The following is a 13,303-nucleotide window of genomic DNA, read 5'->3' as shown; positions in this document are numbered from 1 at the left end:
ATTCTTACTCAACACCTCAGGGGTAGCGACATCAATTCAATTCGACATTCAGGATGCCGCCCTTGATGGACCAAGATGAGTCCGCAGGCAATTCGGAGGTAAGTATTTTGAAAATATTATGGCGCGTAAATGCTTCAAAGATACCCAAAGCCGGTTCTGGGCGTCCAAAGGTCAGATTCAACGGTATCACCTTCAGCGTCTTCGAAGAACCATCTTGTCCGACGACATATTGCACAATGGCGCTCTCATTCGTGACCGAATAGACTTCCCCATGCAAAAAGTTACCCAGGCTGTACAGAATGATGGTGTCGTTGAATATCTCGATTGGCTTCAGGACTTCGGTATTATGCCCTACGATGATATCCGCCCCTGCATCACTGATGGCTTCGGCTATCCGCCTCTCTTCGGATGCTATTTCGGAGGAGAACTGATTCTCCCAGTTCAAATGGACGATCACCAGATCCGCAGCGCCGTGTGCCTTTTCGATTTCCTGTAGGTTTGTGGCATACTGCGATTCCGTTATGCCTATTGTCGCTATTTTGATACCCTTGACTTCCAGGTAAACGACGTTTTTTGCTGTGTCCGAATCCTCGCCGACGTGTACGATGTCATTTTTATCCAGCGTTTCCAGCGCATCCGCCATCTGAGCATCCGTGTTCGCTGCCTCGGGATCATCGAAGATGTTCACCGTTGAGAATTTAAAATCCTTCAACAACAAGGTCTCTTTGTCTGTCGTCAGGCCGATGATATTCCCGGCGATATAATCGGATGTCCCGAGGTAGCCATCGAGGTGCCTGCTGATTTCTTGGTCGCGCCCTTTCGCAACGGATAAGTCATAATACTCATTGAATGCCATATCCCCCACAAAACTTCCTGTGAACGTATCCTTTGCGTCTTCAGGCACGGGTGTGCCTTGGCCCAAGAAAAAATTCCAGGCAGGGAACAAGATCAATAGAAAAAGAAGTACCCCGGCAGCGATCAGTGTATGGCGGTCGGTATTTTTTTTGTGTTTTTTCACGAAACGAAGGGCTTTCATTTTGAGCGTCAATTGCTTGTCCATCAAGAATCACCTCCTGTCAATGGATAAAGGCATTATACCCGTACAAAACAAGATAAGTCGCAGTGCTGATCACCACTGTACTGGTCATTGTATGGACAAAACCTTGACGTTGAATCGTATTTGCGATGATGCCGGGGATGATGACGCCAATCCCGCTTATTTCGTATATTTCATATGGAATATACGGCACCAGATAATCGAGCAACAGTTTGACGAGAATCCCCACCGTGATCATTGCCACAAATTTTCGACGACCATATAAAATGACAAAACGCGAAACGACGTGGGTCACAATCAAGTAAGTCAAGCAACTGATGAACAAGATACCCAAAATCGCGTAGGGATGATTGAACATCAGGGCGAAATACCCGGCTACGACCAGTCCCGCCGGCAATATCCCGGTTATTTCCGTGTAAAGCAGACTAAGAAAAGTCCCAATCACAATGGCAATGTATAATTCTGTCCCGTACATCGTTCTTCCCCCTCGGGTCTAACCCTCAGTAACGCATCAATGAATTCCTCTGCAGTGCCATGAATGTTGCCTACTCCGATAATCACTTTTCCAGCAAGCTTTTCTTCCAAGTCATTGTAAATTGCGAACCCGTCATCCCTTTTGACCTCGATAAATTCTGCCGTAACAATTTTGCCTGCATGATAAGCATCCCGAACCGGTTTGGTTCCCTCGCCCATGCAAATGAAGAGTTCCGATGGAAGATGGGGTAAAACCTCTTTAGCAAATTGCACGGAACGATCCACCCGATCCGGGCGGCAGTTCATGATGACCGCCAACTTATCTGTCGGGTATCCCAAATCTTGTACCCTTTGCCAGATGGCTAAGGTGGAAGTCGCATCATTCGCTGCAAAAGCATTCACGAAATGGGTCTCCTCACCCAAAACATCTATTGTATGTATCCGCAATATGCCAGGATCCGGATTAGCCCGCAGCATGCCTTGCCACGCAACATCCTCGTCGATGTCCATTACCTCAGCCAATGCCAACGCGAGCGCTACATTTTCCGGGAAAACGACATAGCTGAATCGTTTCAACTGCTCTTCGCTGATTTCTGCGGTATCGGCCACAAAAATTTCCGTTCCGCGCTCTTCCGCAATCTTTCGGAAATACGGCTCGTAGGGGCCTGTTGCAACGATCAGTTTCCCGCCGTAAGGGATGGTGGCAGTGAACGCCTCTGCTATATTATCTAGGGTGGGGCCCATCACTTCCATGTGGTCTTCGATGACATTGACGATGACGCAAATATTTGCCTGCATCAATTGTTCCTGAAAGATGATCTGATAATCCGGATTGACCGCCATGCATTCGCTGACCAGAACATCAGCTCCCAGTTGCACCGCCTGCGCCATCACTTTTTTCTGTTCGCTGATGTTGGGACCTTCAGGCCTTCTTTCAATTGCCTCTTCCTCCGTGCTGTTCCAAAATAGCATGCGGGCGGCCGTTCCGGTTGTCTTTCCGACGACCTTGTAACTTCCCGCGGCCAAGATGCCGGTCATCAGTCTCGTCACTGTCGATTTTCCGCGGATGCCATTGACAACGATGCGAACAGGGATGGCGTCAATATTTTTTTGATTCTTAGCTTTTTCACGTATTCCGATCATCAAAAACAGGACAGAAAACGTAATAACAATTATCATATAGGATCCCTTCTTGGAAGATGTGACATGTTTTGACCCGGTGTGGCTGTGGAGATTCTGGCTTCGATCGCGGTTGGGGATATGTGAGGTATTATGTGTGGATGACGTTCCGTTGACAGTACAGTCTTACTCACCCATTATTATACTACAAAAGAAAGAAAGCGCTTATTCGGAGCAACTGCCTTGGAGGCTAAACTTTTCTCGCCGATAGGACATTCCTGGCAGGAAGCAAAAAAAACTCCACAACTCACAAAATGCAAAATCCATGATCTATCCTATTCGCACATTCATTTCGGATAACACTTTTTTGCATATTGATAGGATGATTCCCGGACGAAACAATCGGCGTTCAGGCTGCTTTTGCAACAGCCTGATGTGATACAATGAAAAAAAATGAAATAAGGATGATGATATGGAAAATCAAAAAAAGACACTGACCTGTAACCAGACTCGCAATGTCCGCACTGAGGTAGTGACTTATAGCCGACTAAATGACAAAGATACCTTGTTCGGCGGCGACATCATGGCACACTTTGACATTGCCGGCGGAAGGGCTGTTTTTAATTTTCTCAAGAGACCCTCTTTTACAGCTTCGGTCGATTCCATCGAATTTGTTCGCCCGGTCTATAAAAATGAAGCCTTCTATGTGGAGTCCTATGTTTCCGGCTGCGGTAAGACTTCCGTTGAAGTCTTCGTAAAAATGATCTCTTCAAATCCCTTGACTGAAGAAAGTCATATCAGCGCCTTTGCCTTTATGACCTTTGTCCTTGCCGACCGCTCCGACGCCTCCTTCAAGATGCCGCTCATCCAGCCGGAATCGGAAGAGGAAAAAACGGTCTGTGCCGGCTACGCCGACAGAAGAAAGGCTAGTCTGGCAAAACGCAATCAAAATGACGCTATCCTATCGCGTCTATCCGACAAGCCGATTTGGGCAAAATGAGCTAGTTATCTGTAAATGTGTATACGTCATTTTTGGCCGCCCAAATCCAATGAACGCAGAAAGACCATGACCTACTCTGTTTTCCACAGACTCAGTCATGGTCTTTCTATTATTTCCTTATTTTAGGACATCGATCGTTACATCGACCGTCTGTACTGGGACATCGTAGAATTTATCTTCTCTGCGACCTAAGAAATCCTTGGCTTGTTGCGGGAACAAGGCATACATCAAGACGTCTTCCGTAGATTTAGCGTACTGTTTGATCTCTTCTTCAAATTTAGGCATTTGCGGCAAGATCAGATCGGCAGGTCTCACAGTTGTGATGCCTTCGTTGCCGATGATTTTTTTCGTAATTTCTTCAGAGATCGCCACTGGCGGTTTGCCGTATTGACCTCTTACATATTCCTTGATTTCGTTAGGCACAATTTTGTAGCGCTCGCCGGAGATGACATTCATCAAGGCTTGCGTACCGACCATTTGCGATAACGGTGTAACCAATGGAGGATAGCCTAGATCTGCACGAACTTTAGGAACCTCTGCCAACACAGCATCATATTTATCCTGCAAGCCTTGTTCAGTCAGTTGGCTCAACAAGTTGGAAAGCATGCCGCCTGGCACTTGATACAGCAATGTTTTCGGTTCGACGTCCTTCACTTTAGGGTTCAGGATGCCCTCGTTGCGGAAACGATCCCGGATTGGCGCAAAATGATCGGCGATTTCTGCAAGTTTGTTCATATCAAGACCGGTGTTGTAGCCTAATCCTTCCAACGCGATTGCGACGGATTCCGTAGCCGGTTGGCTCGTGCCGCCCGCAAACGGGGAAATGGCCGTATCGATGATATCCGCGCCGGCTTCCACAGCTTTCAAGTACGTCATTTCAGAAATGCCGCTGGTAGCATGGGTGTGCACTTCCAAAGGCAAATCAACGGCAGCTTTGATTTTGCTGACCAATTCGTAGGCATCTGCTGGCGTCAAGACGCCGGCCATGTCCTTGATGCAGATGGAATCTGCGCCCATCTTAGCCATTTCCTTCGTCAACCCGACGAAATAATCGACGGTGTGGAAATCGCTGGTCGTGTAGGAAATAGCGGTTTGGCAATGTCCGCCAGCTTTTTTAGTGATTTCGATCGCTGTCTTAAGGTTGCGCAGATCATTCAGTGCATCGAAAATACGCACAACGTCGATGCCGTTTTGGATCGATTTTTCGACAAAAGCGCTGACGACGTCATCGGAATAGTGTTTATATCCCAATAGATTTTGGCCGCGCAACAGCATCTGCAGTTTAGCATTTTTGACTTCTTTTCTGATTGCGCGCAGACGTTCCCAAGGATCCTCGTTCAAATAACGGATACAAGAATCAAAGGTAGCGCCTCCCCACATCTCTATCGAGTGATACCCGGCTTCATCCATGGTTTTGATGATCGGCAACATATCTGATAGTGGCATACGTGTTGCAATCAAACTTTGTTGACCATCACGCAATACCGTTTCCATAAAACGGATTTCTTTAGTCATGTAATTGGTCACTTCCTTCATTTATTATTTTTGAAATAGTATCTTGCATTTCAATGATAGAGTGGCGACGGCTACGGCCACAATCTTTTGCATCCCGATTGCAGATAAAACAGCGCCTTGTCGGCAGACCTAATTCTGTCCGACTGATGCTCTTTAAGCTGTCACCTTCAAGCCATAGGACGTCCAAGTCGAAGAGCCGTCCATAAGGATGCGTTTCTTCGATCATGACCATCTTTTGCTTTAATTCCTTGGGTGTCAATGGAGACAAAAAGTAATATTCGGCGCCTGTTTTGAGATTTCGATAGAGAGACGCTTGCGGCAGATGATTGCTGAGCACTTCCTCTATGCGTTCCAAGACAGCATTAAATGCCTTCTCTAAGTGCAAATTATTTTTAACCGGACCAGGGATATTCATAATAGCCATCAGAAGGCTGTCTTCTTTTTGGCTGCTCAGCAACTCCCGTTGTGTAGAAACGCGGTTTTCGCGAACTTCCAACATTTCCTCCAGTGTGACGCTTTGACCTTCGGCAAAAGGATTGACTTTGACTTTAGACATTTTTTACCACATCGATTATTGTGCCATCGCGATACTCGATCAAGGCCACCACTTTGTCGCCATATTCAATGGGATCAGGTGCTCCTACGATGGAGTAGGCGATATCTTTTAATTGTTTAATTGTGAATTGAGGAACATCCAGCATTCTGAAATGCTCGATCAAGTCTTTTCGTTCCGGATTGATGGCAATCCCGACTTCCGTAACGACAACGTCGACACTCGAACCAGGAGTAACGACCGTGTTGACCGTATCGACAATCGTCGGGATGCGCCCGCGGATCAGCGGGGAAATGACTAGGCACATTTTGCAGGCCGCACTTGTATCGGAGTGACCACCGGAAGCTCCGCGAATGATACCATCCGAACCAGTAATGACATTGACATTGAAATCCGTATCGATCTCTAAAGCCGATAAAATAGCTGTATCCAATTGATTGATGACCGAGCCTTTGCTCAATGGAGAGGCGTACATGATTGCATCGATTTCATAGTGGTTCGCATTTTTTGCCAAAGAAATAGCCGATGGATGATCAAAACCTTGGACGTCCATGATTTTTCCGACAAGACCTTCCTCAAGGAGCTCAACCATTGCGTTGGTGATACCACCCAAGGCAAAGCTTGCTTTGATGCCGTCCTCGATCATGGCATCTTTCAAGAAACGCGATACTGCAAGAGATGCACCGCCCGTACCGGTTTGGAAGGAAAAGCCCTCTTTGTAATAAGGAGAATTAGTGATCACTTTAGAAGCATATTCCGCAATCAGAAGTTCTTTAGGATTTTTAGTGAAGCGCGTTGCTCCTTTGGCGATCCCGGCAGGATCGCCGATTGCGTCGACTACGACTACATAATCAACATCTGTTTGCGGAATGCTGATCGGGGTATTTGGATAAGGCATCAATGAGTCCGTGATGACAACAACTTTATCCGCATACTTAGCGTCGACCATGGCATAGCCTAAAGAACCGCATGTCGTTCTTCCCGCTGATCCATTCACATTGCCGTATTCATCAGAACTTGGTGCGCCCAGGAAGGCAACATCAATATGGATATCCCCTCTGACGATTGCTCTTGCGCGTCCGCCATGAGAGCGGATGACAACAGGATTTTCCATGATGCCTTCAGAAATAGCTGCACCAACTTTGTCACGCAAGCCGCTGGACGTAATGTGTGTGACCACGCCTTTCTTGATATGGCCGATCAAAGGTTCATGGACGTTGGCGATGGAGCTAGGTGCAATTGATAGATTCTTGATGCCCATTTTGGCGATTTCATCCATGACCATGTTGATGACGAAGTCCCCCTCACGGAAATGATGGTGGAAAGAAATGGTCATGCCGTCTTTTAGTCCTGTTTTTTCAATAGCCTCACGAATACTGTTCAGCATTTTTTTATCACGAGGTTTTACCGGGTGAATGTTGCGGACAGCTTCCTTGTAATCATCGATATGTGCTAATTCACCTTCGTAAATGCCGTATTGTTGAACAAATACGTCAGGAATATCTTTTCCAACTTTATTGATGGCCATGATTAAATTTCCTCCTCGCTAATAAGTTTGGCAGCTTTGGCTAATGCAATCACACGTTCCGCGCGTTCAACGATCGGTTTATCGACCATCTTGCCCTTCAGTGAAATGACGCCGGAACCTTTTTCTTCGGCTTCTCTGATTGCCCAAATAACTTCTTTAGCATTTTGAATTTCTTGTTCTGTCGGCGCATAGATGTGGTTAACGATCGGAATTTGACGTGGATTGATGACGGATTTACCATCGAAACCAAGCTGTTTGATGAGCTCCACTTCTCTGGCGAATCCTCCCACATTTTCAACATCCGAGTAAACTGTATCGATGGCTGCGATGCCGGCTGCCCGAGCAGAATGAAGAATGTAGCTTCTGGCGAAGAATAATTCTTGGCCATCCGCAAAACGTTTCGTCTTCATGTTTGTTACGTAGTCTTCAGCACCCAGCGCAATGCCGATCAAACGTGGAGATGCTTTCGCTATTTCGCGGGCGTTCAGCACACCTTCGGCAGACTCGATGGCTGCCATCATTTTAGTCGTTCCAACTTCAATACCGTATTTCATTTCTACTTCTGTAATGGCTTCGTCTACATCAACGATGTCTTGAGCCGTTTCCGTTTTTGGAAGACGGATAACATTCGCTCCAGCTAAAACCATCGCCTCTATGTCTAATTTCCCTACAGTGTCTAACGTATTGATCCGTACTACCGTTTCTGATTGGCTGTAATCGAATGTTCTTAAGGCGAAATGCACCAAAGTACGCGCTGAATCTTTTTCTTTCAGGGAAACAGCATCTTCCAGATCAAACATAATTGAATCGGCACCATACAGTGGCGCATCCCGCAGCATTGCCGCATTCGCACCAGGTACAAACATCATCGTTCTTCTTAAACGTTCCATGAGTCCATCTCCTTCCAATTGTAGCTATCATTTTCAGCAGCACGATGGATTGCCGTAACCGTGCGTGCTTCGATTGTACAATCCAGGGCGCCTTTATCAACGGCAGATACCTTGGCACTTGTAATCCCAAGATTATGAAGGGTTGTTACGATAACTTCCTCGATTCGCTCACCGTATTGTTTTTCGACGCTGGAATCCAGCGTAATTGCGACTTCATTGGTTTCGCTCGGTTCAACGATGATCATGATGTCACTCGATTCTGTCGTACCAGCTACTGCATATTTCTTAATTTCCACTTTTTTCACCTCTAAATTTATTTTTGTCGTACTTTTCTGCCAAATAAACATAAGTTGTTGGTGGTACAAGTTTTTTGATTGTTTGAAAATCATCTTCTTTCAAAGCTTTTCGGACGCGCGTAGCACTGATGACTTGCCCTTCTATCCCGAGCCGCGGAATGACAACAAGATCCAAGCTGCCTGAGAAGACATGACGCATGCTCTCGTTGTATACTTCCGTAACCGGCGAAAGCGGCTCCTCACCGACGTAACGCGTTTTGATGTGCAGGACCGGTGCAATCCTTTCCTTGAACAAGGTTGCATCCAGTGTAGCCTGGATACGCGCTACACTTTCCATCGCCTGATCTTTTAAGAAGTACGATGGAAAGGTGGCTGAGGACACTTGATAATCCCTAGTAGGCAAGATGACGACATTCGGAAGATGCTTTGTGCCTGCCTCTACCAACATCAGCCGCTCCGCAGTCGAAAAATCCGAACGATCATCGGATAGGACAAAGAGGTACAGAACATCAACCTGGGCTGCAGCCGTCTCGACTAAGTATAAATGCCCTTTTGTAAATGGATTTGCATTCATGACGATTGCTCCCGCATGGGAAGCCGGTTTCCTTTGAGTGTCAAGCAGCGTCAGATACTCGGAAAAGTCCGGAGAACCTTGTTCCATAAAGAGAATATTCTCTGTGCGGACAATTTCTTTAAAACCAAGTGACGTAAAGGAAACGGCCACACATGGTTTGGTATATAAAAAGAAGTGGATAATGCCCTCATCGTGCAGCTTGGAAGTCAGAGCCATCACGATTCTCGTCAATAAATTCTCGCTTTGATACTCGGGATCGACAGCAACCAGCTTGATGATGTTCTGATAAGTAGAACCGGTGGCAATCAATTTGTTGCGGTCATAAATGCCTACCGTATAATCGACCTGCTCATCGGGAACCAATCCGCTCGAGAGCAATAAATCTTCCCAAGCTTTTTTGTCCGCCGGAACACGCGTTATCCAGATTCTTTTCAGTTCATACATAGGTAAGCCTTCTTTGTTTTATTTTTAGGCTGGAAACCGTTTAATCAGTACAATCGATACAACATACAGGAGGAATAGGACTAGGAAGATACCTCCCATACCGAAAATCATCAATTCAAATGCAGTTTGTAAAGCTTCTGGATCAAAAACCATAATTATATCTCCTTTCAATGAACCTTCTTAACTAAAGAAGGCAAGTACTAAACCACCAGCGATAACAGATGCAATTTGTCCGGATACGTTAGCACCGACAGCATACATCAAAATAAAGTTTTGAGGATCTTCCTCAGTAGCCATTTTTTGAATAACACGGCTGGACATCGGGAATGCAGAAATACCGGCACCACCGATCATCGGATTGATTTTTTCGGTTCTGAACAAGTTCAGCAGTTTTGCGAACAATACGCCGCCGATTGTGTCCATGATGAAGGCAACCAAACCGAAAGCGATGATCATCAATGTCTGTACGTTCAAGAACAAGTCAGCCTGCATCTTAACAGAGATCGTAAGCCCCAACAGGATACTGATGATGTTCACCAATTCGTTTTGAGCAGTGAATGAAAGTCTGTCCAACACGCCACATTCGCGCAACAAGTTACCGAACATCAGAAAACCTACCAACGGAAGGGAAATTGGTGCGATAAAACCGGCAACGATGGTGATGATGATCGGGAATAAAATCTTTGTCATCTTGGAAACACCTTCAGCTTTATAAGTCATGCGAATTTGGCGTTCCTTTTTAGTTGTTACAGCTTTGATCGCAATCGGCTGGATGATCGGCACAAGCGCCATATAGGAATAAGCGGCGACTGTGATCGGTCCCAGCAGATTTGGTGCCAGTTGGTTGGATACGAAGATGGCTGTCGGGCCATCAGCGGCACCGATGATACCGATTGAAGCAGCTTCTCTGATGTCAAATCCGAAGAAGATAGCAACTACGATAGTGAAGAAAATACCGAATTGAGCGGCGGCACCGAACAATAACATGAATGGGTTTTGCAATAGCGGTCCGAAGTCGATCATGGCTCCGATACCGATGAAAATCAGCAACGGGAATAATTCGGTGCTGATACCGGCTTTAAAGAGCACATCCAGAACGCCCTCCGCTTGGGTTCCGTTGACCATTTGGGTCAGAACCCCGGTGCCCGGGAAGTTGACCAAGATTGTACCAAGTCCCATCGGCACCAATAATGTAGGTTCATACTCTTTTTTGATTCCTAAATATATCAGGGTAGCCCCGATGAGCATCATCACGATTTGTCCCATCGTAATGGATGTAATACCTGCTAATAATGTCTCCATTGATTCACTTCCTCCTAATTAAATACTTATACGATGGTGATTAATGCATACCCTGCGTTAACGACTTGTCCTTGATTCACATGGATTCCGGCTACTTTACCAGCATGGTTTGCTACAACTTCATTTTCCATCTTCATTGCTTCCAGGATCATCAATGGTTGATTTTCTTTCACTTCATCGCCGATGTTTACCAACACTTTTAAGATTGTTCCTGGCATCGGCGCTGTCATAGCATCACCGGATGCAGCTGAAACAGGTGCATCCGGAGCCGCTGGTTGTTCTGTAGGAGCCGCAACGGCTGCAACAGCGACTGGTGCTTGCACCGTTTGTACTGGCTGAGGCACACCGCCGATTTCTTCCATTTCTACCATATATTCCATACCATCGATTGCGATCTTGAATTTTCTTAACATTTATTTTCCTCCTTATTGTTTAACCTGACTTATTCTTTTTACAACAAATTTACTTTCAGGCATTGTGCCTGCTGCAACGCTTGCGCATATCAGCGAAACCAGATGCGCTTCAGGATTCCGCTTCATAATATTGGTGACAACAAACTTCGTCTTGGGATAATCTCCCGCAGCGATTGCTGTCGCGATAACACTGACTAAGTCATATTCTTTTGGATCGGTGGGTATGAAAGCAGGAATTTCAATCTGGTTATCCAACGGCTCATTTGCATGAACGGCTGCTATCGGTATCAGCTCAGATGATTTTGTGTCTTTTTTCCCAAAGATTCCTTTGAAAAACAGCATTTTCTCACGTCCTTTCTATCGATTTACTCTCATTATAGGAATTTCTCTCATTAAAAACAGGGCCAGTTGTCAATTTAATTGTTTTTTTAATGTTCTGAAAACCTTGGAAAAGCGTAAAACGCTGCCAAATCAACGTTTAAAGCCATTTAAGACTTTTTTAATATCTCGTTAAGCCCCACTTAAGAAACCGTTTTACTATGGGTGTTTTTTTCGTGTTTTTTAAAAGTAACGGCTTTCATTCCGACGCCAAAGTGACTATTATTTCCTTAGAGAAGAAAACCAGCTTGTTCTTTGCGAAGTTAAATTAGAAAAAACGTGAAACAATTCACTTTCTATTTGATCAATAAAGAATCCGTCGGCACTTCTCAGAAAAATATTCAGTAGTCGGAAGGAGAAAAAAAATGTTACTTACAGTCTTGGCTTATGGAATGATCGCAGTGTTCATGTTTGCGATTATGAAGAAAAAATTATCACCATTCACTTCATTAGTCATCATCCCACTTATTTTCACGATCATCGCAATGGTAGCGGGTGTTGCCGAAAAAGGAAATATCGGTGATTTTATTTTGGATGGGGTTACCACCACTTCTAAAACAGGCATCATGTTGTTGTTCGCTATTCTTTATTTCTCAATCATGTTGGATGCCGGTCTATTCGACCCTATCACCAAAAAAATGATCCACTTTGCTAAAGGGGATCCAATGAAGGTATTGATGGCAACAGCAGTTGTTGCTGCCACTGTTTCCCTGAATGGTGATGGAACGACAACAACTTTGATTTGTTGTTCTGCTTTCATTCCTATCTATAAGAAGTTAAATATGAACATGATGAATCTTGGTGTGTTGGTCATTCTGCAAAACACCATCATGAACTTACTGCCTTGGGGCGGTCCTACTGCTCGAGCGATGGCTGTTTTGGAAGTCGATGCAAGCATCCTTTCTTATCTTGCTCCTGGTATGATTCTAGCTTTAATTTATGTAACTTTCTGGGTTGCTCCTCACATGGGCCGCAAAGAACGCGCTCGTCTAGGCATAACAGTATTATCCGATGCTGAAATTGATGAAATGACGACTGTGACGGATCCTGAAACGTTAGAAATTCGCCGTCCAAAGAACTTCGCTTTCAACGGTATTGTAACGATCCTTTTGATTGCTTGGTTAGTTGCTGGATCGTTTATCGAAGCCATTGCTATGCCGCCATTGATGTTATTCTTAATCGGTACTTGTATCGCGTTGATGGTCAACTATCCTGTCCTTAAAGATCAATCCTCTCGTATCGGCGCAAACGGCGGCGATGCTGTACAAGTTGTTATCTTAGTTCTCGCAGCTGGTGTCTTCATGGGCTTGTTCCAAGGCTCTGGTATGGCAACCGCATTAGCGAACAGCTTCACACAAGTTATCCCTAAACAATTGGCAGGTTTCTGGGGGATAGTGATTGCCCTGATTTCTGCGCCAGGTGCGTTCTTCATCTCCAATGACGGATTCTACTTCGGTGTATTGCCGGTATTAGCAGAAGCAGGTCGCTCTTATGGCTTTACAAACATGCAAATGGCTGTAGCCTCTCTAATGGGACAAGCGTTCCACTTACTGAGCCCATTAGTAGCATTCATCTACCTGTTGCTTCGTTTGACTGGTTTGGATATGGGTGCTTGGCAAAAAGAAGCTGCAAAATATGCGCTTGGTATTTTCGTTATTTTTGTAGTAACAATCGTATTATTCGGCCAAATGCCGCTTTACATTCCACAATAAGCAAACGTTACGATGTAAAAAAGCCGAGCAGAATCGCTCGGCTTTTTC

At 45.3% G+C, this 13,303-nt stretch carries 15 protein-coding genes; 2 read left to right on the top strand and 13 right to left on the bottom strand.

Going from position 1 to position 13,303, the window contains the following annotated elements:
• Positions 1-31: 31 nt before the first annotated feature.
• From BM101_RS10560 to pgsB, 3 genes are read right to left on the bottom strand one after another with little or no spacing between them, the layout of a single operon-like run.
• The gene (locus tag BM101_RS10560; protein ID WP_087033115.1) at positions 32-1,060 is read right to left on the bottom strand and encodes a CapA family protein; all 1,029 of its coding nucleotides are present in this window, start codon (positions 1,058-1,060) and stop codon (positions 32-34) included.
• A 16-nt stretch (positions 1,061-1,076) separates the two neighbouring features.
• Positions 1,077-1,532 (bottom strand): poly-gamma-glutamate biosynthesis protein PgsC, encoded by a 456-nt coding sequence (pgsC, locus tag BM101_RS10555; protein ID WP_087033114.1) that lies wholly within the window; start codon positions 1,530-1,532, stop codon positions 1,077-1,079.
• A complete protein-coding gene (pgsB, locus tag BM101_RS10550) occupies positions 1,499-2,710 on the bottom strand; it encodes a poly-gamma-glutamate synthase PgsB (protein WP_087033113.1) in 1,212 nt (403 codons plus the stop codon). The genes pgsC and pgsB overlap by 34 nt, the downstream gene beginning before the upstream one ends.
• A gap of 412 nt (positions 2,711-3,122) precedes the next feature.
• Between pgsB and BM101_RS10545 the strand changes: the two genes are divergently transcribed.
• Positions 3,123-3,650, top strand: a complete 528-nt coding sequence (locus BM101_RS10545; protein WP_087033112.1) for an acyl-CoA thioesterase — start codon at positions 3,123-3,125, stop codon at positions 3,648-3,650.
• 117 nt (positions 3,651-3,767) lie between these two features.
• Here BM101_RS10545 and BM101_RS10540 read toward each other — a convergent pair whose 3' ends face one another.
• The 10 genes from BM101_RS10540 to BM101_RS10495 are packed head-to-tail and all read right to left on the bottom strand — an operon-like array spanning position 3,768 to position 11,507.
• A complete protein-coding gene (locus BM101_RS10540) occupies positions 3,768-5,165 on the bottom strand; it encodes an oxaloacetate decarboxylase subunit alpha (RefSeq protein WP_087033111.1) in 1,398 nt (465 codons plus the stop codon).
• The gene (gene citX / locus BM101_RS10535; RefSeq protein ID WP_087033110.1) at positions 5,158-5,721 is read right to left on the bottom strand and encodes a citrate lyase holo-[acyl-carrier protein] synthase; all 564 of its coding nucleotides are present in this window, start codon (positions 5,719-5,721) and stop codon (positions 5,158-5,160) included. The genes BM101_RS10540 and citX overlap by 8 nt, the downstream gene beginning before the upstream one ends.
• Positions 5,714-7,246: a citrate lyase subunit alpha gene (gene citF, locus BM101_RS10530; protein WP_087033109.1), complete on the bottom strand. Its 1,533-nt coding sequence runs from the start codon at positions 7,244-7,246 to the stop codon at positions 5,714-5,716. The genes citX and citF overlap by 8 nt, the downstream gene beginning before the upstream one ends.
• 2 nt (positions 7,247-7,248) lie before the next feature.
• The gene (gene citE, locus BM101_RS10525; protein WP_087033108.1) at positions 7,249-8,136 is read right to left on the bottom strand and encodes a citrate (pro-3S)-lyase subunit beta; all 888 of its coding nucleotides are present in this window, start codon (positions 8,134-8,136) and stop codon (positions 7,249-7,251) included.
• The gene (gene citD / locus BM101_RS10520; RefSeq protein ID WP_087033107.1) at positions 8,124-8,432 is read right to left on the bottom strand and encodes a citrate lyase acyl carrier protein; all 309 of its coding nucleotides are present in this window, start codon (positions 8,430-8,432) and stop codon (positions 8,124-8,126) included. Before citD ends, citE begins: the two co-directional genes overlap by 13 nt.
• Positions 8,422-9,450: a [citrate (pro-3S)-lyase] ligase gene (citC, locus tag BM101_RS10515; RefSeq protein ID WP_087033105.1), complete on the bottom strand. Its 1,029-nt coding sequence runs from the start codon at positions 9,448-9,450 to the stop codon at positions 8,422-8,424. Before citC ends, citD begins: the two co-directional genes overlap by 11 nt.
• A 24-nt stretch (positions 9,451-9,474) precedes the next feature.
• Positions 9,475-9,603, bottom strand: a complete 129-nt coding sequence (locus BM101_RS14400) for an OadG-related small transporter subunit (protein WP_087033103.1) — start codon at positions 9,601-9,603, stop codon at positions 9,475-9,477.
• A 27-nt stretch (positions 9,604-9,630) separates the two neighbouring features.
• Entirely contained in the window at positions 9,631-10,752 is a 1,122-nt protein-coding gene (locus tag BM101_RS10505; RefSeq protein ID WP_087033102.1) for a sodium ion-translocating decarboxylase subunit beta, read from the bottom strand.
• Positions 10,753-10,778: 26 nt separating this feature from the next.
• Positions 10,779-11,165 carry an acetyl-CoA carboxylase biotin carboxyl carrier protein subunit gene (locus BM101_RS10500; RefSeq protein ID WP_087033100.1) on the bottom strand — a complete coding sequence of 129 codons (387 nt, stop codon included), beginning with the start codon at positions 11,163-11,165 and terminating at the stop codon, positions 10,779-10,781.
• A gap of 12 nt (positions 11,166-11,177) precedes the next feature.
• Entirely contained in the window at positions 11,178-11,507 is a 330-nt protein-coding gene (locus BM101_RS10495) for a hypothetical protein (RefSeq protein WP_093399861.1), read from the bottom strand.
• A 401-nt stretch (positions 11,508-11,908) separates the two neighbouring features.
• Between BM101_RS10495 and BM101_RS10490 the strand changes: the two genes are divergently transcribed.
• On the top strand, positions 11,909-13,255 hold the full coding sequence (locus BM101_RS10490) for a CitMHS family transporter (RefSeq protein ID WP_087033098.1): 1,347 nt from the start codon (positions 11,909-11,911) through the stop codon (positions 13,253-13,255).
• Positions 13,256-13,303 lie beyond the last annotated feature (48 nt).

The sequence above is a fragment of the Trichococcus palustris genome (assembly GCF_900114465.1).
GTDB lineage: Bacteria > Bacillota > Bacilli > Lactobacillales > Aerococcaceae > Trichococcus > Trichococcus palustris.
Note: the sequence above shows the minus strand (reverse complement) of the source record. Positions and strands in the feature narration are given on the sequence as shown.

Coding starts and splice junctions, on each gene's coding strand:
- BM101_RS10495 (WP_093399861.1), bottom strand. CDS start 11,507: ATGCTGTTTTTCAAAGGAATCTTTGGGAAAAAAGACACAAAATCATCT.
- BM101_RS14400 (WP_087033103.1), bottom strand. CDS start 9,603: ATGGTTTTTGATCCAGAAGCTTTACAAACTGCATTTGAATTGATGATT.
- citF (WP_087033109.1), bottom strand. CDS start 7,246: ATGGCCATCAATAAAGTTGGAAAAGATATTCCTGACGTATTTGTTCAA.
- BM101_RS10560 (WP_087033115.1), bottom strand. CDS start 1,060: ATGGACAAGCAATTGACGCTCAAAATGAAAGCCCTTCGTTTCGTGAAA.
- BM101_RS10500 (WP_087033100.1), bottom strand. CDS start 11,165: ATGTTAAGAAAATTCAAGATCGCAATCGATGGTATGGAATATATGGTA.
- pgsB (WP_087033113.1), bottom strand. CDS start 2,710: ATGATAATTGTTATTACGTTTTCTGTCCTGTTTTTGATGATCGGAATA.
- citX (WP_087033110.1), bottom strand. CDS start 5,721: ATGTCTAAAGTCAAAGTCAATCCTTTTGCCGAAGGTCAAAGCGTCACA.
- citE (WP_087033108.1), bottom strand. CDS start 8,136: ATGGAACGTTTAAGAAGAACGATGATGTTTGTACCTGGTGCGAATGCG.
- BM101_RS10490 (WP_087033098.1), top strand. CDS start 11,909: ATGTTACTTACAGTCTTGGCTTATGGAATGATCGCAGTGTTCATGTTT.
- BM101_RS10540 (WP_087033111.1), bottom strand. CDS start 5,165: ATGACTAAAGAAATCCGTTTTATGGAAACGGTATTGCGTGATGGTCAA.
- citC (WP_087033105.1), bottom strand. CDS start 9,450: ATGTATGAACTGAAAAGAATCTGGATAACGCGTGTTCCGGCGGACAAA.
- BM101_RS10505 (WP_087033102.1), bottom strand. CDS start 10,752: ATGGAGACATTATTAGCAGGTATTACATCCATTACGATGGGACAAATC.
- pgsC (WP_087033114.1), bottom strand. CDS start 1,532: ATGTACGGGACAGAATTATACATTGCCATTGTGATTGGGACTTTTCTT.
- BM101_RS10545 (WP_087033112.1), top strand. CDS start 3,123: ATGGAAAATCAAAAAAAGACACTGACCTGTAACCAGACTCGCAATGTC.